A 16,008-nucleotide genomic window follows, 5' to 3' on the forward strand; every position below is an offset into this window, starting at 1 on the left:
AATTCAAGGCTCTTGAAATGGGAGTCTTACGGCACCTTAGATGCGGGATAATTACAATCCACATGATATACCCTCTACAAAAAAAGATGAAGCAAGCTGCTGGAAAGAGAACAATCGTGTTTGTATGAAATGATCCAATCAAAACATCCGTCAAGTTTAGGCAAGCTCTAACGGAAAAAGCCAAACAAACAAAAAAGGGCTATCCCAAAGCCCTTTTTATATTATTTTCTGTATAAGTTAGCTTAAAATTTGATGGGATGATTGACTTTTGAAAAGTACTAGTTCAAAATTCGGTAATATGTATACATCATCTCGTATAGGCTAGCTTTAAGCTCATGTTAATTTATATTAACTTTCAAAAGAGCTCCGTTTTTTTATAATAAACATATTTATTATAAATGATATCATCAAAACACTAAGCAAAACAATCATTGAAGTTATCCATGTAGTACCATCTTTAGGATGTTCCACAGATACTACACCTTGGTAATCAAATAGTTTTTTTTCAATATAATATAGGGCATTCTTTAAATCAAAAACTCCTAAATTAGGTAAAAGAAACATATAGACAATGATCAAGACGATACCTATATACATGTTTTTAAATACGATCCCTAAAGTGTATCCTACTACCATGAAAATTACAGAAATGGCATATGCGAACATAAATTTAAAAAATATAGGTGAACTCGAATTCATAAATGGTAAACTCAAATCAAATTCGGATATCGGAATGGTAGCTGATATCTTGTTATAGAAAAGAAAGCTGAAGAGATAAGAAACGATTAAAGATATAACCATAATAATAAACCCGCTTAACGCCAGTGAAAATTGTTTAGCAATTCCCAATTTTACTTTATTACCCCTTACTGTTTTAAATTTAATCGTTTTGTATCGAAAATCAGTGATTGCAATTAACAAACCAAAAGTTCCAAATACCACTGGAAAATAGAGAATGGCTGATTCTAAAAGTTGTGATAATGTATATTTTGGACTTGCAGTATAAAGATACTTACTAACTGTTTCTTTATAATATAGAATAGGATTAGTTATCACTCCACCTGTTTCAGTCTTTTCAAACTTATATTCTCCGGCTAAATCTTTTTCAATATCATCAACGTTGTTTTTCTTATAAAATTTTTCGGTTGCTTGATAATCATTATATGTATCCATGACTGCGGCATAATTTAAGAATAAGATTATACTAAACAATAAAATAAGAAATAATAGCATTATATAATATACTTTTGAATAAATTCCATACTGTATCTCTTGTTTAAAGAATTTCATCATCATATATATCCTCCAGTTTTAGTTCACTGTGACGAAAATTTTCTTTTAATAATAGAATTCTGTTGTTTTTAAATATAAATACGTCATCTATTATTTCGTTGTAAAAGTTAAATTGATGTCCTGTTAATAAGATAGTCATTTGTTTCGACCAATCTTTAATAAAATGTTGCGTTTTTCTTATCATCTCATAGTCTAACCCATTCGAAATTTCATCCATGATCAAATACGTTGGTTCTAAAATTTCAACAAGTGCTAATGCCAATTTTTTTCGTTGACCGTAAGAATACGTTTTTACTTTATTCTTTAATATTTCGTGATTTAAGAATTTAGATGCAATCTTTTCAATTTGTTGTTGTTCTTTGTTACTTTCTCCAAAAAGGACAAGGTTCTTAAGACCACTTAAATTTGTATAAAAAGGGCAATCATCCCAAAGTACTAAACAGTCATTTCTTACTTTGTTTATTTTTTCTCCATGAAAAAGAAAATCACCTTGGTGCTGTTCCATATCCATCATGCACTTAATCAATGTTGTTTTTCCAGATCCATTCGGCCCCATTAAAAAAGAAATTTTATTATTTCAAAGGTGGAATCCTTTATAATAACTTTATTAGAATAACTTTTAGATATATTGATACATTTAATCATATTTCTATTTCCCCTCCCATTAATTAGAACCCATTTACTATATAGTAAATAGGTTCTATACATAGAGATAACTATCTATTATAGTACCATTTAGCTTTACCAGTTCTATAAGCTCTTACCTGATCTACTATGGTATCTGCCCAGCCTAAAGTAACTCCACCTATTACAGCGCCTGCTAAAAATTCATTCTTGTAATTGTAGACATGTCGTGTTTTGGTGGATTGAGACTTCAATTTTTTTACGCCCTTATTTTTAATATAAATCCCACTTCTTCGCTGATCTACATCTGAACTTTTTATTCTTGAGGAATTAGTTGACCACGATATGATATTTTTACTGTAAGCAATTCTTTTTATCCCCCTTTCGCTATATGATGTGTAGTATGCTGCTGATGTTGTGACAGGCTCTAAAATAGTAATACTCATTATTAGTGCTAACACCAAAGTTAAACGCTTCTTTTGCAATCTTAACATCTCCCATATATTAAATTTGTATTGGTCATTTAATTTGTATGGCAATCTATTAATAACCTAGATAGATACTATGTAATAATCTGATAAAGTAATAGATGATGATTCAAGTATCCGATCCTTTTATAAAAACCGCCAAAGGATAACCTTATTAAATGCCAATATTATTTATATTATGAGGTAATATGGAGTTACCTCAAATATACCAAGTAAATGTGAATTTATTTACTAATCCCTTAATTGTAGTAAGGATTAAAAGACAAATTCTTGCTTATAGTTATTTTAAATGAAGTAGACTGCTTTATCGCCTATCTATTTACACCACATTGATTCATTATTTTATTAACATATCAGTGACCGTTTATGATGGGAGAAAAAAGTAGTCTTTTTGTCTTCCCCTGCTAAACTGTGGTTCGCCAGTCGCCTTGTTGGCTTTGGAAGAACCCACTTTTAGGAGATCCCATGTAACATTGTCCATCTAGTAATAAGTCGTGAAAGCAAAAAAGTTTTTCTACACTTTAAAATAACTTGCCAAATCAGTCCATCTAGTATTTCTATCTCTTTTTTGGCAATTTTTTAACTGTAGCTCTTGAAAAGTGCATTTTTATTTTTGACCTTATACTCTAGCGGCTTCAGCTTTATTCGTATAATTCATATTGCCATTTCATATTAAGCGGATAAAACTTATCGGATATTAGCATAAGTGCTTTACAATTATCGGAAAAAATACCCATTTACTAACAAATTCTTCCTATTAATGAGCATATTATACCGTTTCAGGGGATTATTAACAACTATTTTTTATATATTTTGTTCCCATCTTTTACTAATTACATAAATCTATTGGTTATGGTCTACTCAAAAAGAAACAGGGATTCGTTTGTCACCCCACGTAACTAATCACAAATCGGTCATGAGGATGGTTTAAAGCAGTTAATCCGGAAAAGAAGAGAATGATTCATTCTAGAATAGCCTTCCTTGTAGTCAAGTGCTTATCTTTAATTCGATCCACCCATATATTTTCTTCATGCAAGTACTGACCAGCTATGCTTTAGATTAATCCTAGTTGTTAACATTAGTTATCTTTCCTTTTAGCTTCCTAAAAATCATGGCTATCCAAGTACATTCATTCAACTGTTAATCATTCTTACATCATTAATAGCTTTTATAACTAAAAAGAAATAATTTCAGTCATAAAATGTATTTCTTTATTATTTGTCTTCTGATTTGGTTTTTGGAAGAAAAATCAATTGCTTCCATGCTATACTGTAGTAAAGAGTATAGTAATGGAGTTGATTAGTATGGACCCACTTGATATCATGATGAGGCTTGATCAGATCGTTCCATACTTCGATCCGATTGTAAGTGCAGAAAATCAATTAATCATTGGCCATGAAGTAAAGCCATTCTTTCAAGATGATGCTGGTGAATTACATAGTCTTTCATGGTTTTTCAATGATGAAAACATACCAAGTGACTTTCGTTTAGAGCTTATTCATACTATTTTGTATAAAGTATTAGACAGTTATATGAAAACCGATCAGTCCCAACTTTTATTTATTCACTATGACGCAAAATTACTTTTAAAAGATGATGGAGACAGTATGCTTTCTTTATTGAAGACTTATGCCGATCAAGGCTTGCGCCTAGAAAAGCTTGTCTTACAATTTTCTGAGGCATACGTCAGTGAACATCTATCTTCGTTTAAACATTTATTTGCTTATATACAAACATTTGGAATTCAAATCGCTCTTGATGATGTGGGACAACGTAATGGTAATTTAGATAAATTAGCTTTAATCAAACCAAACATTATTAAGGTAGACGTATCTTTTTTACAGAATAATGACCTGCCACAATTATATCAAGATGTGCATCACTTATTATCGATGCTATCGCGCAAAATTGGAGCTACATTATTATTTAAAGGGATTACTTCTTTTCATCAGCTCAATTATGCGTGGAGAAATGGCGGTCGATACTATCAAGGCAGTTATTTAGAGGAGACACACGAACATTTTATAGCAGCTGATAGTTGTAAAGACAAGGTAAAAAAAGACTTTCAATACTTCACTACATTTGAACGAAAAAAAATGAAAGCACAATTAGATTTAACAGAAAAAATAAATCAACAATTAAATACAACGTTAAAAAATATTAACCCTGACGATCCTTATGATAAAACAATCCTTACCGTTGCTAAAGATTGTGACTCCTTTTGCTTTCGAGTCTACATCTGTAATGAAGCAGGCTTTCAATTATCCGCAAACGCAGAAAAAGACGAAAAAGGAAACTGGAATTTAGATCATGAAGGCAAACAAAAAAACTGGAGCTGGCGGCCCTATTTTTTCGAGAATGTTGTTCGTATGAATGTGGAAAAAAAAGGAATCCTATCTGACCTTTATACAGATATTGAGAAGGATGAGCGCATTCGCACATACTCTCATCCCATTTCTGACAATACTTTTATTTTTATTGATATTCCATACAGTTTTCTTTACGAGCAAGAAGGCTTACTATAAAAACGAAATTAGAAGAAAGCTTGTAAAGAGAAAGATGTTTAACATAGGTGATCGGATTATGACTAATTGGAGAAATAGTTCACTTTCGAGAGGGATTACTTGACCCATTTCCTAAACGTAAGGGTGCAACCGAGTAACTTATGTAACTTTCTCTAAAAATCGTACCAGATGAGTTTTAAATAGAATTAGATGTGTTGAAAAAAACAATTGCTATTCTATTCCAACTTTCCTGTGTTATAGTCTGACTTCGACTTTTGAGCTTTCTCTTCCGACTTTGTGATGTTCTGGTTCGACTTCTGGTCTTCCTGTTACGACTTCGTGATGTTCTAATTCGATTAATGGACAGGTTAGGTTGACTTTTACCTGAGGGCTTTAAACAACAGAACTTGATATGCGTGTTCCTGAACTATTTCACATTTAGAGTAAAAGCTCATTTTCATTTTAAAAGTGAGCTTTTACTTATTTAAACACACCGGAAGTAACCTCATCACTTTGTAAGTTTTCAATAGATGTTTTTAAAACTTGAATTGCTTGCACGCAATCTGTCAAATCAGACCATTCTTCAGGATTATGACTAATTCCCTTTCGACTCTTCACAAATAACATAGCGATGGGCACTTTTTCACCGATAATCATTGCATCATGTCCAGCACCGCTCGGCAGGCGTAACGGTCGAATTCTGTGTTTCTTCATTGCTGTTTCCAATAAATCTTGTATATTGTTATTAATCGGAACTGGTTTTACCTTCGTTTTTTCCATAATATTCACAGCCATACCATGCTTTGCTGCAATATCTCCTGCTAACTGTTTAACCAATTCCATAAGCTCATCCCTTGTTTTTTCATAAATATCTCGAATATCTACATACAATGTTACCTTTCCTGGAATTACATTTACTCCATTTGGTTCAACAATTTGTTTGCCTATTGTTGCTACCGCTGAGTCACTAACTTGGCTCGGCAATTGATTTACTTTCCACACCAATTCACTTGCCGCGACTAACGCATCCTTTCGATCATTCATCGGCGTATTTCCAGCATGACCTGCTTCACCGATAAATGTTATTTCTAACCAGCATGGCCCTGCTATGCCAGTGACAATGCCACATGGTACGTTTTCCTTCTCTAAAATTTTACCTTGTTCAATATGTAGTTCTACAAATAACTCGATCTCTTTCATGTCACGTGCGGCATTTTGATAGCTTTCTACACTTAATCCGCGCATTTGTAAAACCTCTGCAAACTTCAAGCCATCTTTATCTTGCAGTTGTTTTTTTCTTTCTATAACGTGGTTGCCAACCATCGCCTCACTTCCATTTAAACCACCATTGAATCGAGATCCTTCTTCATCGGCAAAGATAACTACTTCGTATGGTTTGATCGGTTGATACCCTTGAGTATTCCATGCTTCGACAACTTCTAGTGCTGCTATTACACCTAATGTACCGTCAAAATGTCCACCATTAGGGACGGAATCAACGTGAGAACCGCTCATTATTACAGGAAGTGTATCTTCTTTACCTGCTAACCGACCAATAATATTCCCTGCACCATCTTCTCTTACATTTAATCCGGCTTGTTTCATCCACGAAGCTACCAATTTTTGAGCATGTGCTTCTGCCTCCGAATAACCGGAACGATTGGAACCATTTTCTGCAGTTTTCCCAATATTAGCTAATGCATTTAATCGTTTAGCAATTCTTTGTCCGCTAATTCCATCCCCTTCAAATTTTAGGTCGTACGTCTTCATTAATTGTTCAAAAAGCCAATTATTTTGATGATCAGCCATTAATTATCTCCCTTTCGCAATTTTTATTCGCCTCTAAGTACCTTCCGCTTCACCTTAATAACAGATTCATTATAGTTGACATAATATTATAAAAATAAAAATCCGTGTTTATAAAAAACTTAAAAAAACCTAGAAGTTCAAAACGATGCATTTGAAGCTCTGAATCGTAGCCTTTCCATATCCCTCAGAAACAAGCCGGTTATTTGCCATTTGAATTTTAATGAATTTTTAAACATCTTATTAAAAATAAATTCATATACTCTTTCATCAATGAACTAATATCATCATAATTCGTATTCATATATACAGTCAAGATCGTTTCCATTACATTTAGGTAAACTAATTTGATTAGAAAAACTTGGGTTGTCGCTAAGTCTTTATGGCGAATCTATCGTTTTTCTTATACGATAAAGTGAAACTTCATTCCCGTGGAACGCTTTTTACACGGAATGTAAGTACCTCAAGGGTATGACCTTTAAGGCCCTTGAACCAATCGGGCATTTAGGTGCCGTTTTTTCCTACTTTGACCCTTTGCATGAACTCAAGCTCTTAAAGTGGAAAACTTACGGCACCTTACATGCGGGATAAAGCCTAAAGTTTTATACTTTCCTATAGTATAAAGAAAAAGGAAGCCGCGAAGACTTCCTTTCTAAATCCATTTATTTCATCCATTTATTGATTCGATCCTGATTTTCGTCTACCCATTTTTTAGCTCCTTCGATTGGTTCTTCTGTTTCATTCACATATGTCATTAATTCCCCAATCGCTTCGTCATCCATTTTCCAGTTTTTCATCCACTCACTAACTTCTGGAAAATCTTTTTCAAAGTCTAAGCGAGTAGCGTAATAAATTTTTTCTACTTCTCCATAGACTTTTTTAGGGTCCTCTAAATATTTTAAATCAAATTGTGAGAAAACTCGGTGTGGATTCCACAGTGGGGCAACAATCGGCTCCTCTTTTTTAATTGCTTCATCAATTTCTGTAATCATTGCCGGCTCAGAGCTGGGAATTAATTCATAATCCAAATCGTATTCCTTGATTACTTCTTCTGTAACTTCCATAGTTCCTGCTCCAGGATCAAAACCAGTTATTTCTCCTGCGAACATATCTTTATGTTTATTTAAATCCTCAATACTATTAATATTCTCTAAATATGTTGGAACGACAAGACCTACTTTTGCATTATCATACCAAGGCTCTTCAGCAAAGAAAACCTGATCTTTATATTGTTGCAAGTAAGCTTTATCTTGTATCGGCAACCATACTTCTAAATTGATATCTAACTCATCTTCAGCAAGTGCCTTCATGATCGTTCCCATATCTAACAAATTTAACTTCACTTTATAGCCTTGTTCTTCTAAAATAACTTTCCACATATTGGTTACAGCAATATTTTCTGCCCAGCTGATTTGCGCCATTTCTATGGTTCCCTTATCCTCATTGGTTGCATCTTTTGATCCTGTTCCTTTAGATTCTGACTTTGAACTATCCCCACATGCTGATAATATAGTAACAAAGACGATACTAAGTACAAGAAATACCCTTTTATTAAAACGCATAAGTTATTTAACTCTCTCCCATTCTTTTTTATGTTGGTTCTTTTGGTAAAAACTCATAAATTTCCTCAGATCTTATACTAGCCACCAGCCGCTCCAACCAACGATAATAAACTTTTGATTGTTCAAGTTGTTCATAAATGTGACGAGCCTCATCTATCAGTTCTGCTGAAACATTCTCATCTTCAAAAATTTGATCTAAGGAAAATTCTGCTTGTTTAATTGCTTCCATATTCATTTTTGCTTCCCGATCCCACAATTGACAAAAATAGGACATAAACGAATGAAAAAAATCCTTCTCTGCAGCGTACGTATGTTTACGAGAACCTTTTTGGAATTTTTTCTTTACCATCTCAATTTCCTGTAGTTTCCTGACACTTGTACTCATACTTGGTTTACTCATTCCTAGTTCTTCTCGCATTTCATCAAGGTTCATTTGATCCTTAAAATACATGGTAGCATACAATTTCCCAGCTGCTGGAGTTACCCCATAGACATCCATGGTCTCTGCGATTGCTTCAATCACATACCCTTTAGCTTCTTCTAACTTTTCTTTAGCTATGTCATCATTAGATCCCGCCATTAATTCACCTCCAATACTATAATTAAATTTGTTAAATATGTTAAGAATATATTTTATAAACTTAATCTTAACGTATCATTGAAATATGTCAAATAAAAAAATAAGTTATTTTATATTGCTTAAACATTACTTCTAACAAATTGCACCGCCATTCAACTAGCAAAATCTTTTAATATACTTCATTAAAAAAACTTGGTTAGCAATATGCTACTGGTACAAATTATTTCCTGGGGGTACCAACGTAAAACGTTAAAAATTCACTACACTTGAATTAACATCACGGTAAATATTTGTGTAATCATAAATTTTAATATTTTAATCATTACTTCCGGACATTAAGTGACATTTAAAGATTACTTTTATCCATGAATGAGTAGATCAAAAACAACTTTTGCAGGCGTCCTTAAAAAACCGCGAAGTACCGCTGCCGTAGCTTTTCTCATCCCTTGAGAAACTGCATGCTTCGCTACCATCGTTTTTCTTGTCCTTTTAAAAACTGCGATTTATTCCTACTGAAGCTCACCGTCCTAACAATCCGAATGAATCAGGAACTAATGTTATTACACCTGTTTAAACTTCTTGATATTCGCTATGAGTCTATGGTGTTTTAAGCGCAGATATCGGAGAAAACATGGCAGCCCCATAGACTTCATCTCTTACATTTTTATTTTTACTAAATGAGTGATCACCAAAAATTATATAGCGCATCTTCAAAAGTGGAGTTTTCTTTTTCCCCACTGATTGTCAGAATAACCAGAATCGGACATTTGACTTGCGGTTGAATCATCTACTTATCCTCCTAGGTTTCATCTCGTAGCATGAAGGGCAGATCTTATCGCCCGTTACATACGGGATAAATTTGATTTTGACAAAAAAGTTTGAACATGTTAGATTAAATTTATTAAGAACGTTAAATAAATATTTAACAAACTTAACATAATGGGAGGGAGATTTTTTGAACTTCAAACAAAACTTTATTAATGGCAAATGGGTACCATCTCAAACAGGTAACAAACGTGATATTATCAACCCATTTAACCAAGAAATTATCGCTCAAGCGACTGAAAGCGATGAAACAGATGCAAAAGCTGCCATTGCCGCTGCGAGAGAAGCATTTGATAAAGGAGAATGGCCCCGGACATCGGCAACAGATCGTAGTAGAAAGTTACATACAATAGCAAATTTAATCGAACGAGATAAAGAAGAACTAGCTCAGTTGGAAACACTCGATACAGGTAAAACACTTGATGAGAGTCGTGGCGATATGGAGGATATAGCAGGTGTATTTCGTTATTATGCAGAATTAGCAGATAAAAATGGAGGAGAAATCATAGACTCTCCTATACCGAATACAATGAGCAAAGTTGTTTATGAGCCTGTTGGAGTTTGCGGTCAAATTACTCCGTGGAATTATCCATTATTACAGGCTTCATGGAAGCTCGCACCAGCACTGGCTGCCGGAAATACATTAATTATGAAGCCAAGTGAAATAACACCATTAACAACGGTAAAAGTTTTTGAATTAATGGAAGAAGCAGAACTGCCAAAAGGCGTTGTCAACCTCGTACTAGGAAAGGGAGATACCGTTGGCGCTGAACTATCGTCTAATCAGGAAGTTGATTTGATTTCTTTTACAGGTGGAATGAATACCGGAAAGAAAATTATGCAATCGGCTAGTTCAAATGTGAAAAAACTTGCTTTAGAATTAGGTGGTAAAAACCCAAATATTATCTTCGCCGATGCCGATTTAGATACAGCGGTTGATCAAGCATTAAACGCCGTTTACTTTCATGCTGGACAAATTTGTTCAGCCGGTACAAGAATCATTATTGAAGAAAAGATTCATGATTCATTTGTTCAAGCATTGATTAAACGGGTGAAAAACATTAAATTAGGAAATGGCTTTGAATCTTCTACCCAAATGGGGCCGCTTATTTCTAAAGAACACTTAAATAAAGTCATTCAATACGTAGAAGTCGGAAAAAGTGAAGGAGCAGTAATAGCTGTCGGCGGAAAACAGCCTGATGTGCCTGAATTAAAGGATGGGTTCTTTTACTTACCTACTGTGCTTACTAATTGCACATCAGACATGAGTGTCGTGCAAAATGAAGGATTTGGGCCTGTGATAACTGTGGAAACTTTTACAACCGAAGAGGAAGCCATTCAACTAGCAAATGATTCTATATATGGTTTATCTGGAGGCGTTTGGACAAAAGATATTGCCAAAGCAGAACGCTGTGTTGCAAAAATGCGAATGGGCACGGTTTGGATTAATGATTATAATGTATATTTTCCACATGCACCTTGGGGTGGATTTAAGCAATCCGGAATTGGTCGCGAACTCGGCAAAGCAGGATTAGAAGAGTATCAAGAAGCAAAGCATATTTTTCAAAACTTACAACCAGAAGCATTAAATTGGTTTTAATACTATAGGGGGTTTTGTACATGAGTTTAAATATGAAAATAGAACATATGCACAAATTGCATACATTTGAAATTCCAACTACTATAAAGCATGGCATTGGGGCAATTAAACATATTGGAAATGAAGTTAAACAGCTTGGTGTATCAAAAGTATTATTAGTAACTGATCCAGGTATCTATCAAGCTGGAGTAACAAAGCCAGTAGAAAAATATTTAGAGGATGCTGGAATGAAGGTAGTAGTTTTCAATAAAGTGGAACCTAATCCACCGGTTCGGTTGATTGCAGAAGGTTCTAAGCTATATAAAGAGGAAAACTGTGATGGACTTGTTGCTGTTGGTGGCGGGAGTTCTATGGATACAGCAAAAGGAATTGGTGTAGAAGCTACACATCATGGCAGTGTACTAGAATATGAAGCTGCAGAAGGAAAAAAACCGTTAGAACATCGGATTCCGCCATTAACTACAATCCCAACAACAGCAGGAACTGGATCCGAAGTTACGCAATGGGCAGTTATTACGGATGAAGAGCGGGAGTTTAAATTTAATACTGGTGGCCCGTTAATCGCCGCTCATTTAACGATTATTGATCCTGAATTGCATGTCACTATGCCACCTCATGTAACAGCAATGACTGGGGTTGATGCATTGGCTCATGCAATTGAATGTTATACCATGCATTTTGCCCAACCAATAACAGACGCTGTCGCACTAATGGCGATAGAATATGCAGGAAAATATATTCGTCGTGCATTTGCTGACGGTAGTGATTTAGAAGCACGCTACGGAATGGCCCAAGCCGCTATGCTTGCCGGGCTGTCTTACGGAAGCGAATCAGCTGGTGCTGCACACGCCATGTCTCAAACATTAGGAGGTATCATTCCAGTTGCTCATGGTCAGTGTGTCGCCGCTATGCTTGGTCCGGTGATGGAATTTAACTGGAAAGGGCATCCTGATAAATTTGCTAGAATTGCGCAAGCGTTAGGTGTCGACACATTTCATATGACAACGGAAGAAGCAGCAAAAGCAGCTGTAAATGAAGTATATCAGCTTGTTGAAGATCTTGATATCCCTACACTTGAAGAACAAGGTGTCTCACCAGATATGATTGATCGCCTATCAAAAGAAGCTATGAACGATCCACAAACGGTCGGTAATCCACGAGATTTAACTGAAAAGGATTACCAATGGATTTATAAACGCTGTTTTGGTTTAGTACCAAAAACGATCTAGAAAGTCTACATTTAATATAGCCCTTTATACCCTATCCCCATTGTTTCTTTTAAGCGAAGCAATGGGGTTTTATGTTATTATCAAAGTGAATACCAATACGTATCAAACTTTTATATTCTCTCCTAATTTAATCTTCACTATGAATTAGTTGACTAACGCTAGATCGTTTCCTCTTATTTTAACCCTATATTAATTTTACTCTTACCGAAGAATATATATAACTACATCTACAAATTCAGAGGGGTAATGGTATTCATTATCCATTTTAAAAATTCTATTATTTTTTTCTACAAAGATTTACAGATTAACTTATCATGAAACCCCATTTTTACAGTATTTAATAGTGGAATGAATAACTTACCCATATCATGTTTAGATTATGTATAGAAAGTTACTCTACTCTATAACTAGCTCGTTTAACCTGAGTTTAAAAATATACAATGGAGAGGTTTCACATGATAAAAATACTATTAATAGATCATGAAGGTATAACCAGTGAGGGCTTGCGTTTTATCATTGATAAGGAAGAAGATTTAAAATTTCTCGGTGTACAGATTCACGAGGAACAGGTATTAAAAACTGCAAAGGAAGAACATCCAGATATCATTCTAGTTCATGTTCAGGAATCGTATACGTACAACCTTAAACTAACTAAAAAAATCAAGGAATTGATTGAGGATGTCAAAATTATTTACATTCTGTCTATTTATGATGAAGCATTAATTATAAAAGGTTTTAAAGCAGGAGTAGAAGGATTCTTCCTTAGTCAATTACATTTTGTCCATCTAGTTCATATGATTCATATGGTCTATTCCAATCATTATGTGCTTCCTAAGGAAGTAAAAGATACGATTATGAAGCATTTTCGAAAGACAAACCCTAAAAAACATTTAAACTCACAGCTATTAGACATGGGAATCCACTTGACACAACGGGAATTGGATATTGTTTATCTTTTATATAAACAAAAAAAGAATATAGAAATTGCTCAACTATTAGATCTAAAAGAGAAAACAGTAAGAGATTATGTTAGTGCTATCTATAAAAAATTAGGTGTAAATAAACGGGCACTCGCAATAAATTTATTAACTGAAATGATGGAATCTGATTAAGGGAATTCTCCACCCAACACGATTAGTGAATACAAACGTTACCTCCACCTTTCTTTTTATTTACGCTATTAGGTGGAGGATATTGTTGTTCTAATTCAGATGTAGGATAAAAGCTTCGTTTAAAGATTAATATGATAGTACCATTTTTCCTCTTTATTATTTTCACATGATGATGTGGACCATTCACATTTATTTATTTTTTAAAAACATCCATTATTTTAAATCTTCCAACTATCCTTGCTAAATTATATACTATACTAAAATCACCGTTTATATTTCACTAATCTCTCTCCATTTTACCAAAAATTTACATACACATCAATAGATACCTTATAAATGTTACATGAATTGCTTTCTTCACCAATTGAGTAAAATTTTAGTCCATTCATACTGAAAAACAAACGAATTTAAGATAAGCTAAACAATATCTATTCTTTTCTGAAAATTTTTACATACTGGACTTTTTACCTAAACAAAACCAAATGTTTATAACTTTTATTATAGGTCAATATACCTATATAATCATTAAAAATAAGTTTTTAAGGGAAGGATGATGAGATACCTTGTTTTTACCTGTCTTATACAGCATCCATCAAAAATTATTCAGTATGCAACAAGTAACAAGGTGTGGCTTATTTGCTTACTTACTACTTAGTTTAGCCGCCACTCTTTTTTTTCTATTTTTATTTCAACTATTTAAAACATCATTAAAAATAAGTGATCAAAAACAAGTGTGGAAGCAACCGAAAAAAAATCTTTCCAATATGTATCAAGACAGTAACAGTTGGGGATATCCACCTGATACGCAAGTAGATTGTTTTCTAGCAAATAGACTAGAAACAAACATCCATACTACCATTATTGCCATACGGGATATACTTTATTTGACCAAAAAAGATAAACATCCATCTATTTCTATAGATATACCGTCGAATTTTCCACATATTTTAATGGAGGAAAATCAAGTTATTGATCTTTTCATGCAACTTTTTCATTATATTTATACAGTGATAAAATCAGATCATGTTTTAATAAAAGCAAGAGCTTTAGACCAGATGGCAACAATCTATATAATGGACAAGAGAAACACGATTAGCAAACAAAAAAGCATGTTTCCAGTTGGCATGAAGCAAAGAGTTTTATTAAAACAGCTTATAAAATTATATGGAGGAAGAATAAATAAGGGAGCAATGCAGGAAAAATGTACTATCGTCGCTTTTCAATTGCCATTAGCAATCAGAGAAGATAAAAAGGAGACAGAAGAAGATTTCACTCTTTTAAAAAAGAAGACATCATCTAATCAAAAACCAACTGTAGTTATAGTAGATAATCACCCTGAAAATGTGTCTACTTTACTTAGACTGTTAACAGTTGACTATAGAGTGCTAACAGCAATGGATGGAACCGAAGCTTTAAAGCTGATAGATCATAATGAAGTAGATCTAGTTATTGCTGCTACCATGTTACCAAATTTGTCCGGGTATCAACTGACGCAGTTAATTCGTAAACATCATACATTTTTCCATTTACCTGTTTTATTGCTTCCACCACGAAACAAATTAATTGATATACAGGCTGTATTTCACTCAGGAGCTAATGACTATATATTAAAACAAATGGATCCACTTGAGATAAAGTCACGTATTCGTAGTCTTATTTATATTAGTAAGATGCAGAAACAACTACTACAAACAGAAGCAGCCCTATTACAAGCAAAAGTTCAACCGCATTTTTTATTTAATACATTGAATCTGATTGCATCTTTAGGCGAAATAAATCAGGAGAAAATGATTCAAGTAATTGAGGAATTTAGCTTCTTTTTACGGAGAAGCTTTAATGATATAAATGAAAATAGCATGATTGACTTGCATAAAGAGCTGGAATTCACCAAATCATATTTGTACATTCAAAAAGAGCGTTACGGTTCCAGGATTGATGTTAGATGGGAGGTTGACGAACATTTACAACTAAAAATCCCGCCTATAGTAATTCAGACACTCGTTGAAAATGCGTTACAGCATGGTATTCTAAGTTTAGAAAAAGGGGGAAGCGTTGTCATTCGGACAACAGAATTTGCAGATTATGTGATAATTTCTGTTTACGATGATGGAATAGGTATGAATCAAAGTACTTACGAGAAGCTGTTAACAAATTCTCCAGGGGAAAATTCTGGTATTGGGATACCTAATACCCATCAGCGCCTACTACGATTATTTGGTAAGGGATTAAATATTACTAGCCGTCCTAATCAAGGGACATTTATTAGCTTTCAAGTACCCAAATTATAGTATCTTTCTATCAACTATATTGTTAATCAGTTCTCCATTGTGAGGAACTGATTAACAATAATAATGATGAACTATTACTACGATCATGAACAAAAGT

11 protein-coding genes are annotated in these 16,008 nt (G+C 33.9%); 5 read left to right on the top strand and 6 right to left on the bottom strand.

The features are described from left to right. Window positions 1-348 precede the first annotated feature (348 nt). From BN1066_RS04610 to BN1066_RS04620, 3 genes are all read right to left on the bottom strand, one after another. Entirely contained in the window at window positions 349-1,296 is a 948-nt protein-coding gene (locus tag BN1066_RS04610; RefSeq protein ID WP_077318307.1) for a hypothetical protein, read from the bottom strand. Beyond that, window positions 1,277-1,861 (bottom strand): ATP-binding cassette domain-containing protein, encoded by a 585-nt coding sequence (locus BN1066_RS04615; RefSeq protein WP_342745593.1) that lies wholly within the window; start codon window positions 1,859-1,861, stop codon window positions 1,277-1,279. Before BN1066_RS04615 ends, BN1066_RS04610 begins: the two co-directional genes overlap by 20 nt. Window positions 1,862-2,009: 148 nt before the next feature. Further along, entirely contained in the window at window positions 2,010-2,402 is a 393-nt protein-coding gene (locus BN1066_RS04620) for a hypothetical protein (RefSeq protein WP_077318309.1), read from the bottom strand. Window positions 2,403-3,694: 1,292 nt separating this feature from the next. On the opposite strand from BN1066_RS04620, the gene BN1066_RS04625 reads away from it, so the two are divergent. After that, window positions 3,695-4,930, top strand: a complete 1,236-nt coding sequence (locus tag BN1066_RS04625; protein WP_245799701.1) for an EAL domain-containing protein — start codon at window positions 3,695-3,697, stop codon at window positions 4,928-4,930. A gap of 459 nt (window positions 4,931-5,389) precedes the next feature. Here the strand turns inward: BN1066_RS04625 and BN1066_RS04630 are convergent, their stop codons facing one another. The 3 genes from BN1066_RS04630 to cudC form a co-directional block, all read right to left on the bottom strand. After that, window positions 5,390-6,718 (bottom strand): M20 family metallo-hydrolase, encoded by a 1,329-nt coding sequence (locus tag BN1066_RS04630; protein WP_077318311.1) that lies wholly within the window; start codon window positions 6,716-6,718, stop codon window positions 5,390-5,392. A gap of 659 nt (window positions 6,719-7,377) precedes the next feature. Next, entirely contained in the window at window positions 7,378-8,277 is a 900-nt protein-coding gene (locus tag BN1066_RS04635) for a glycine betaine ABC transporter substrate-binding protein (protein WP_077318312.1), read from the bottom strand. A 28-nt stretch (window positions 8,278-8,305) separates the two neighbouring features. Beyond that, window positions 8,306-8,857 (bottom strand): choline uptake/conversion transcriptional regulator CudC, encoded by a 552-nt coding sequence (cudC, locus tag BN1066_RS04640; RefSeq protein WP_077318313.1) that lies wholly within the window; start codon window positions 8,855-8,857, stop codon window positions 8,306-8,308. A 955-nt stretch (window positions 8,858-9,812) separates the two neighbouring features. Here cudC and betB point away from each other — a divergent pair. The 4 genes from betB (at window position 9,813) to BN1066_RS04660 (ending at window position 15,911) form a co-directional block, all read left to right on the top strand. Further along, window positions 9,813-11,282, top strand: a complete 1,470-nt coding sequence (gene betB, locus BN1066_RS04645) for a betaine-aldehyde dehydrogenase (RefSeq protein ID WP_077318314.1) — start codon at window positions 9,813-9,815, stop codon at window positions 11,280-11,282. 20 nt (window positions 11,283-11,302) lie between these two features. Continuing rightward, window positions 11,303-12,511, top strand: coding sequence for a choline dehydrogenase (gene gbsB / locus BN1066_RS04650; protein ID WP_077318315.1), 1,209 nt, complete (start codon window positions 11,303-11,305; stop codon window positions 12,509-12,511). A 455-nt stretch (window positions 12,512-12,966) separates the two neighbouring features. After that, window positions 12,967-13,623: a LuxR C-terminal-related transcriptional regulator gene (locus BN1066_RS04655; protein ID WP_179104287.1), complete on the top strand. Its 657-nt coding sequence runs from the start codon at window positions 12,967-12,969 to the stop codon at window positions 13,621-13,623. 563 nt (window positions 13,624-14,186) lie between these two features. Further along, on the top strand, window positions 14,187-15,911 hold the full coding sequence (locus BN1066_RS04660; protein WP_077318317.1) for a histidine kinase: 1,725 nt from the start codon (window positions 14,187-14,189) through the stop codon (window positions 15,909-15,911). Window positions 15,912-16,008: the final 97 nt, after the last annotated feature.

Source organism: Virgibacillus proomii (assembly GCF_900162615.1).
GTDB classification, from domain to species: domain Bacteria; phylum Bacillota; class Bacilli; order Bacillales; family Amphibacillaceae; genus Virgibacillus; species Virgibacillus proomii.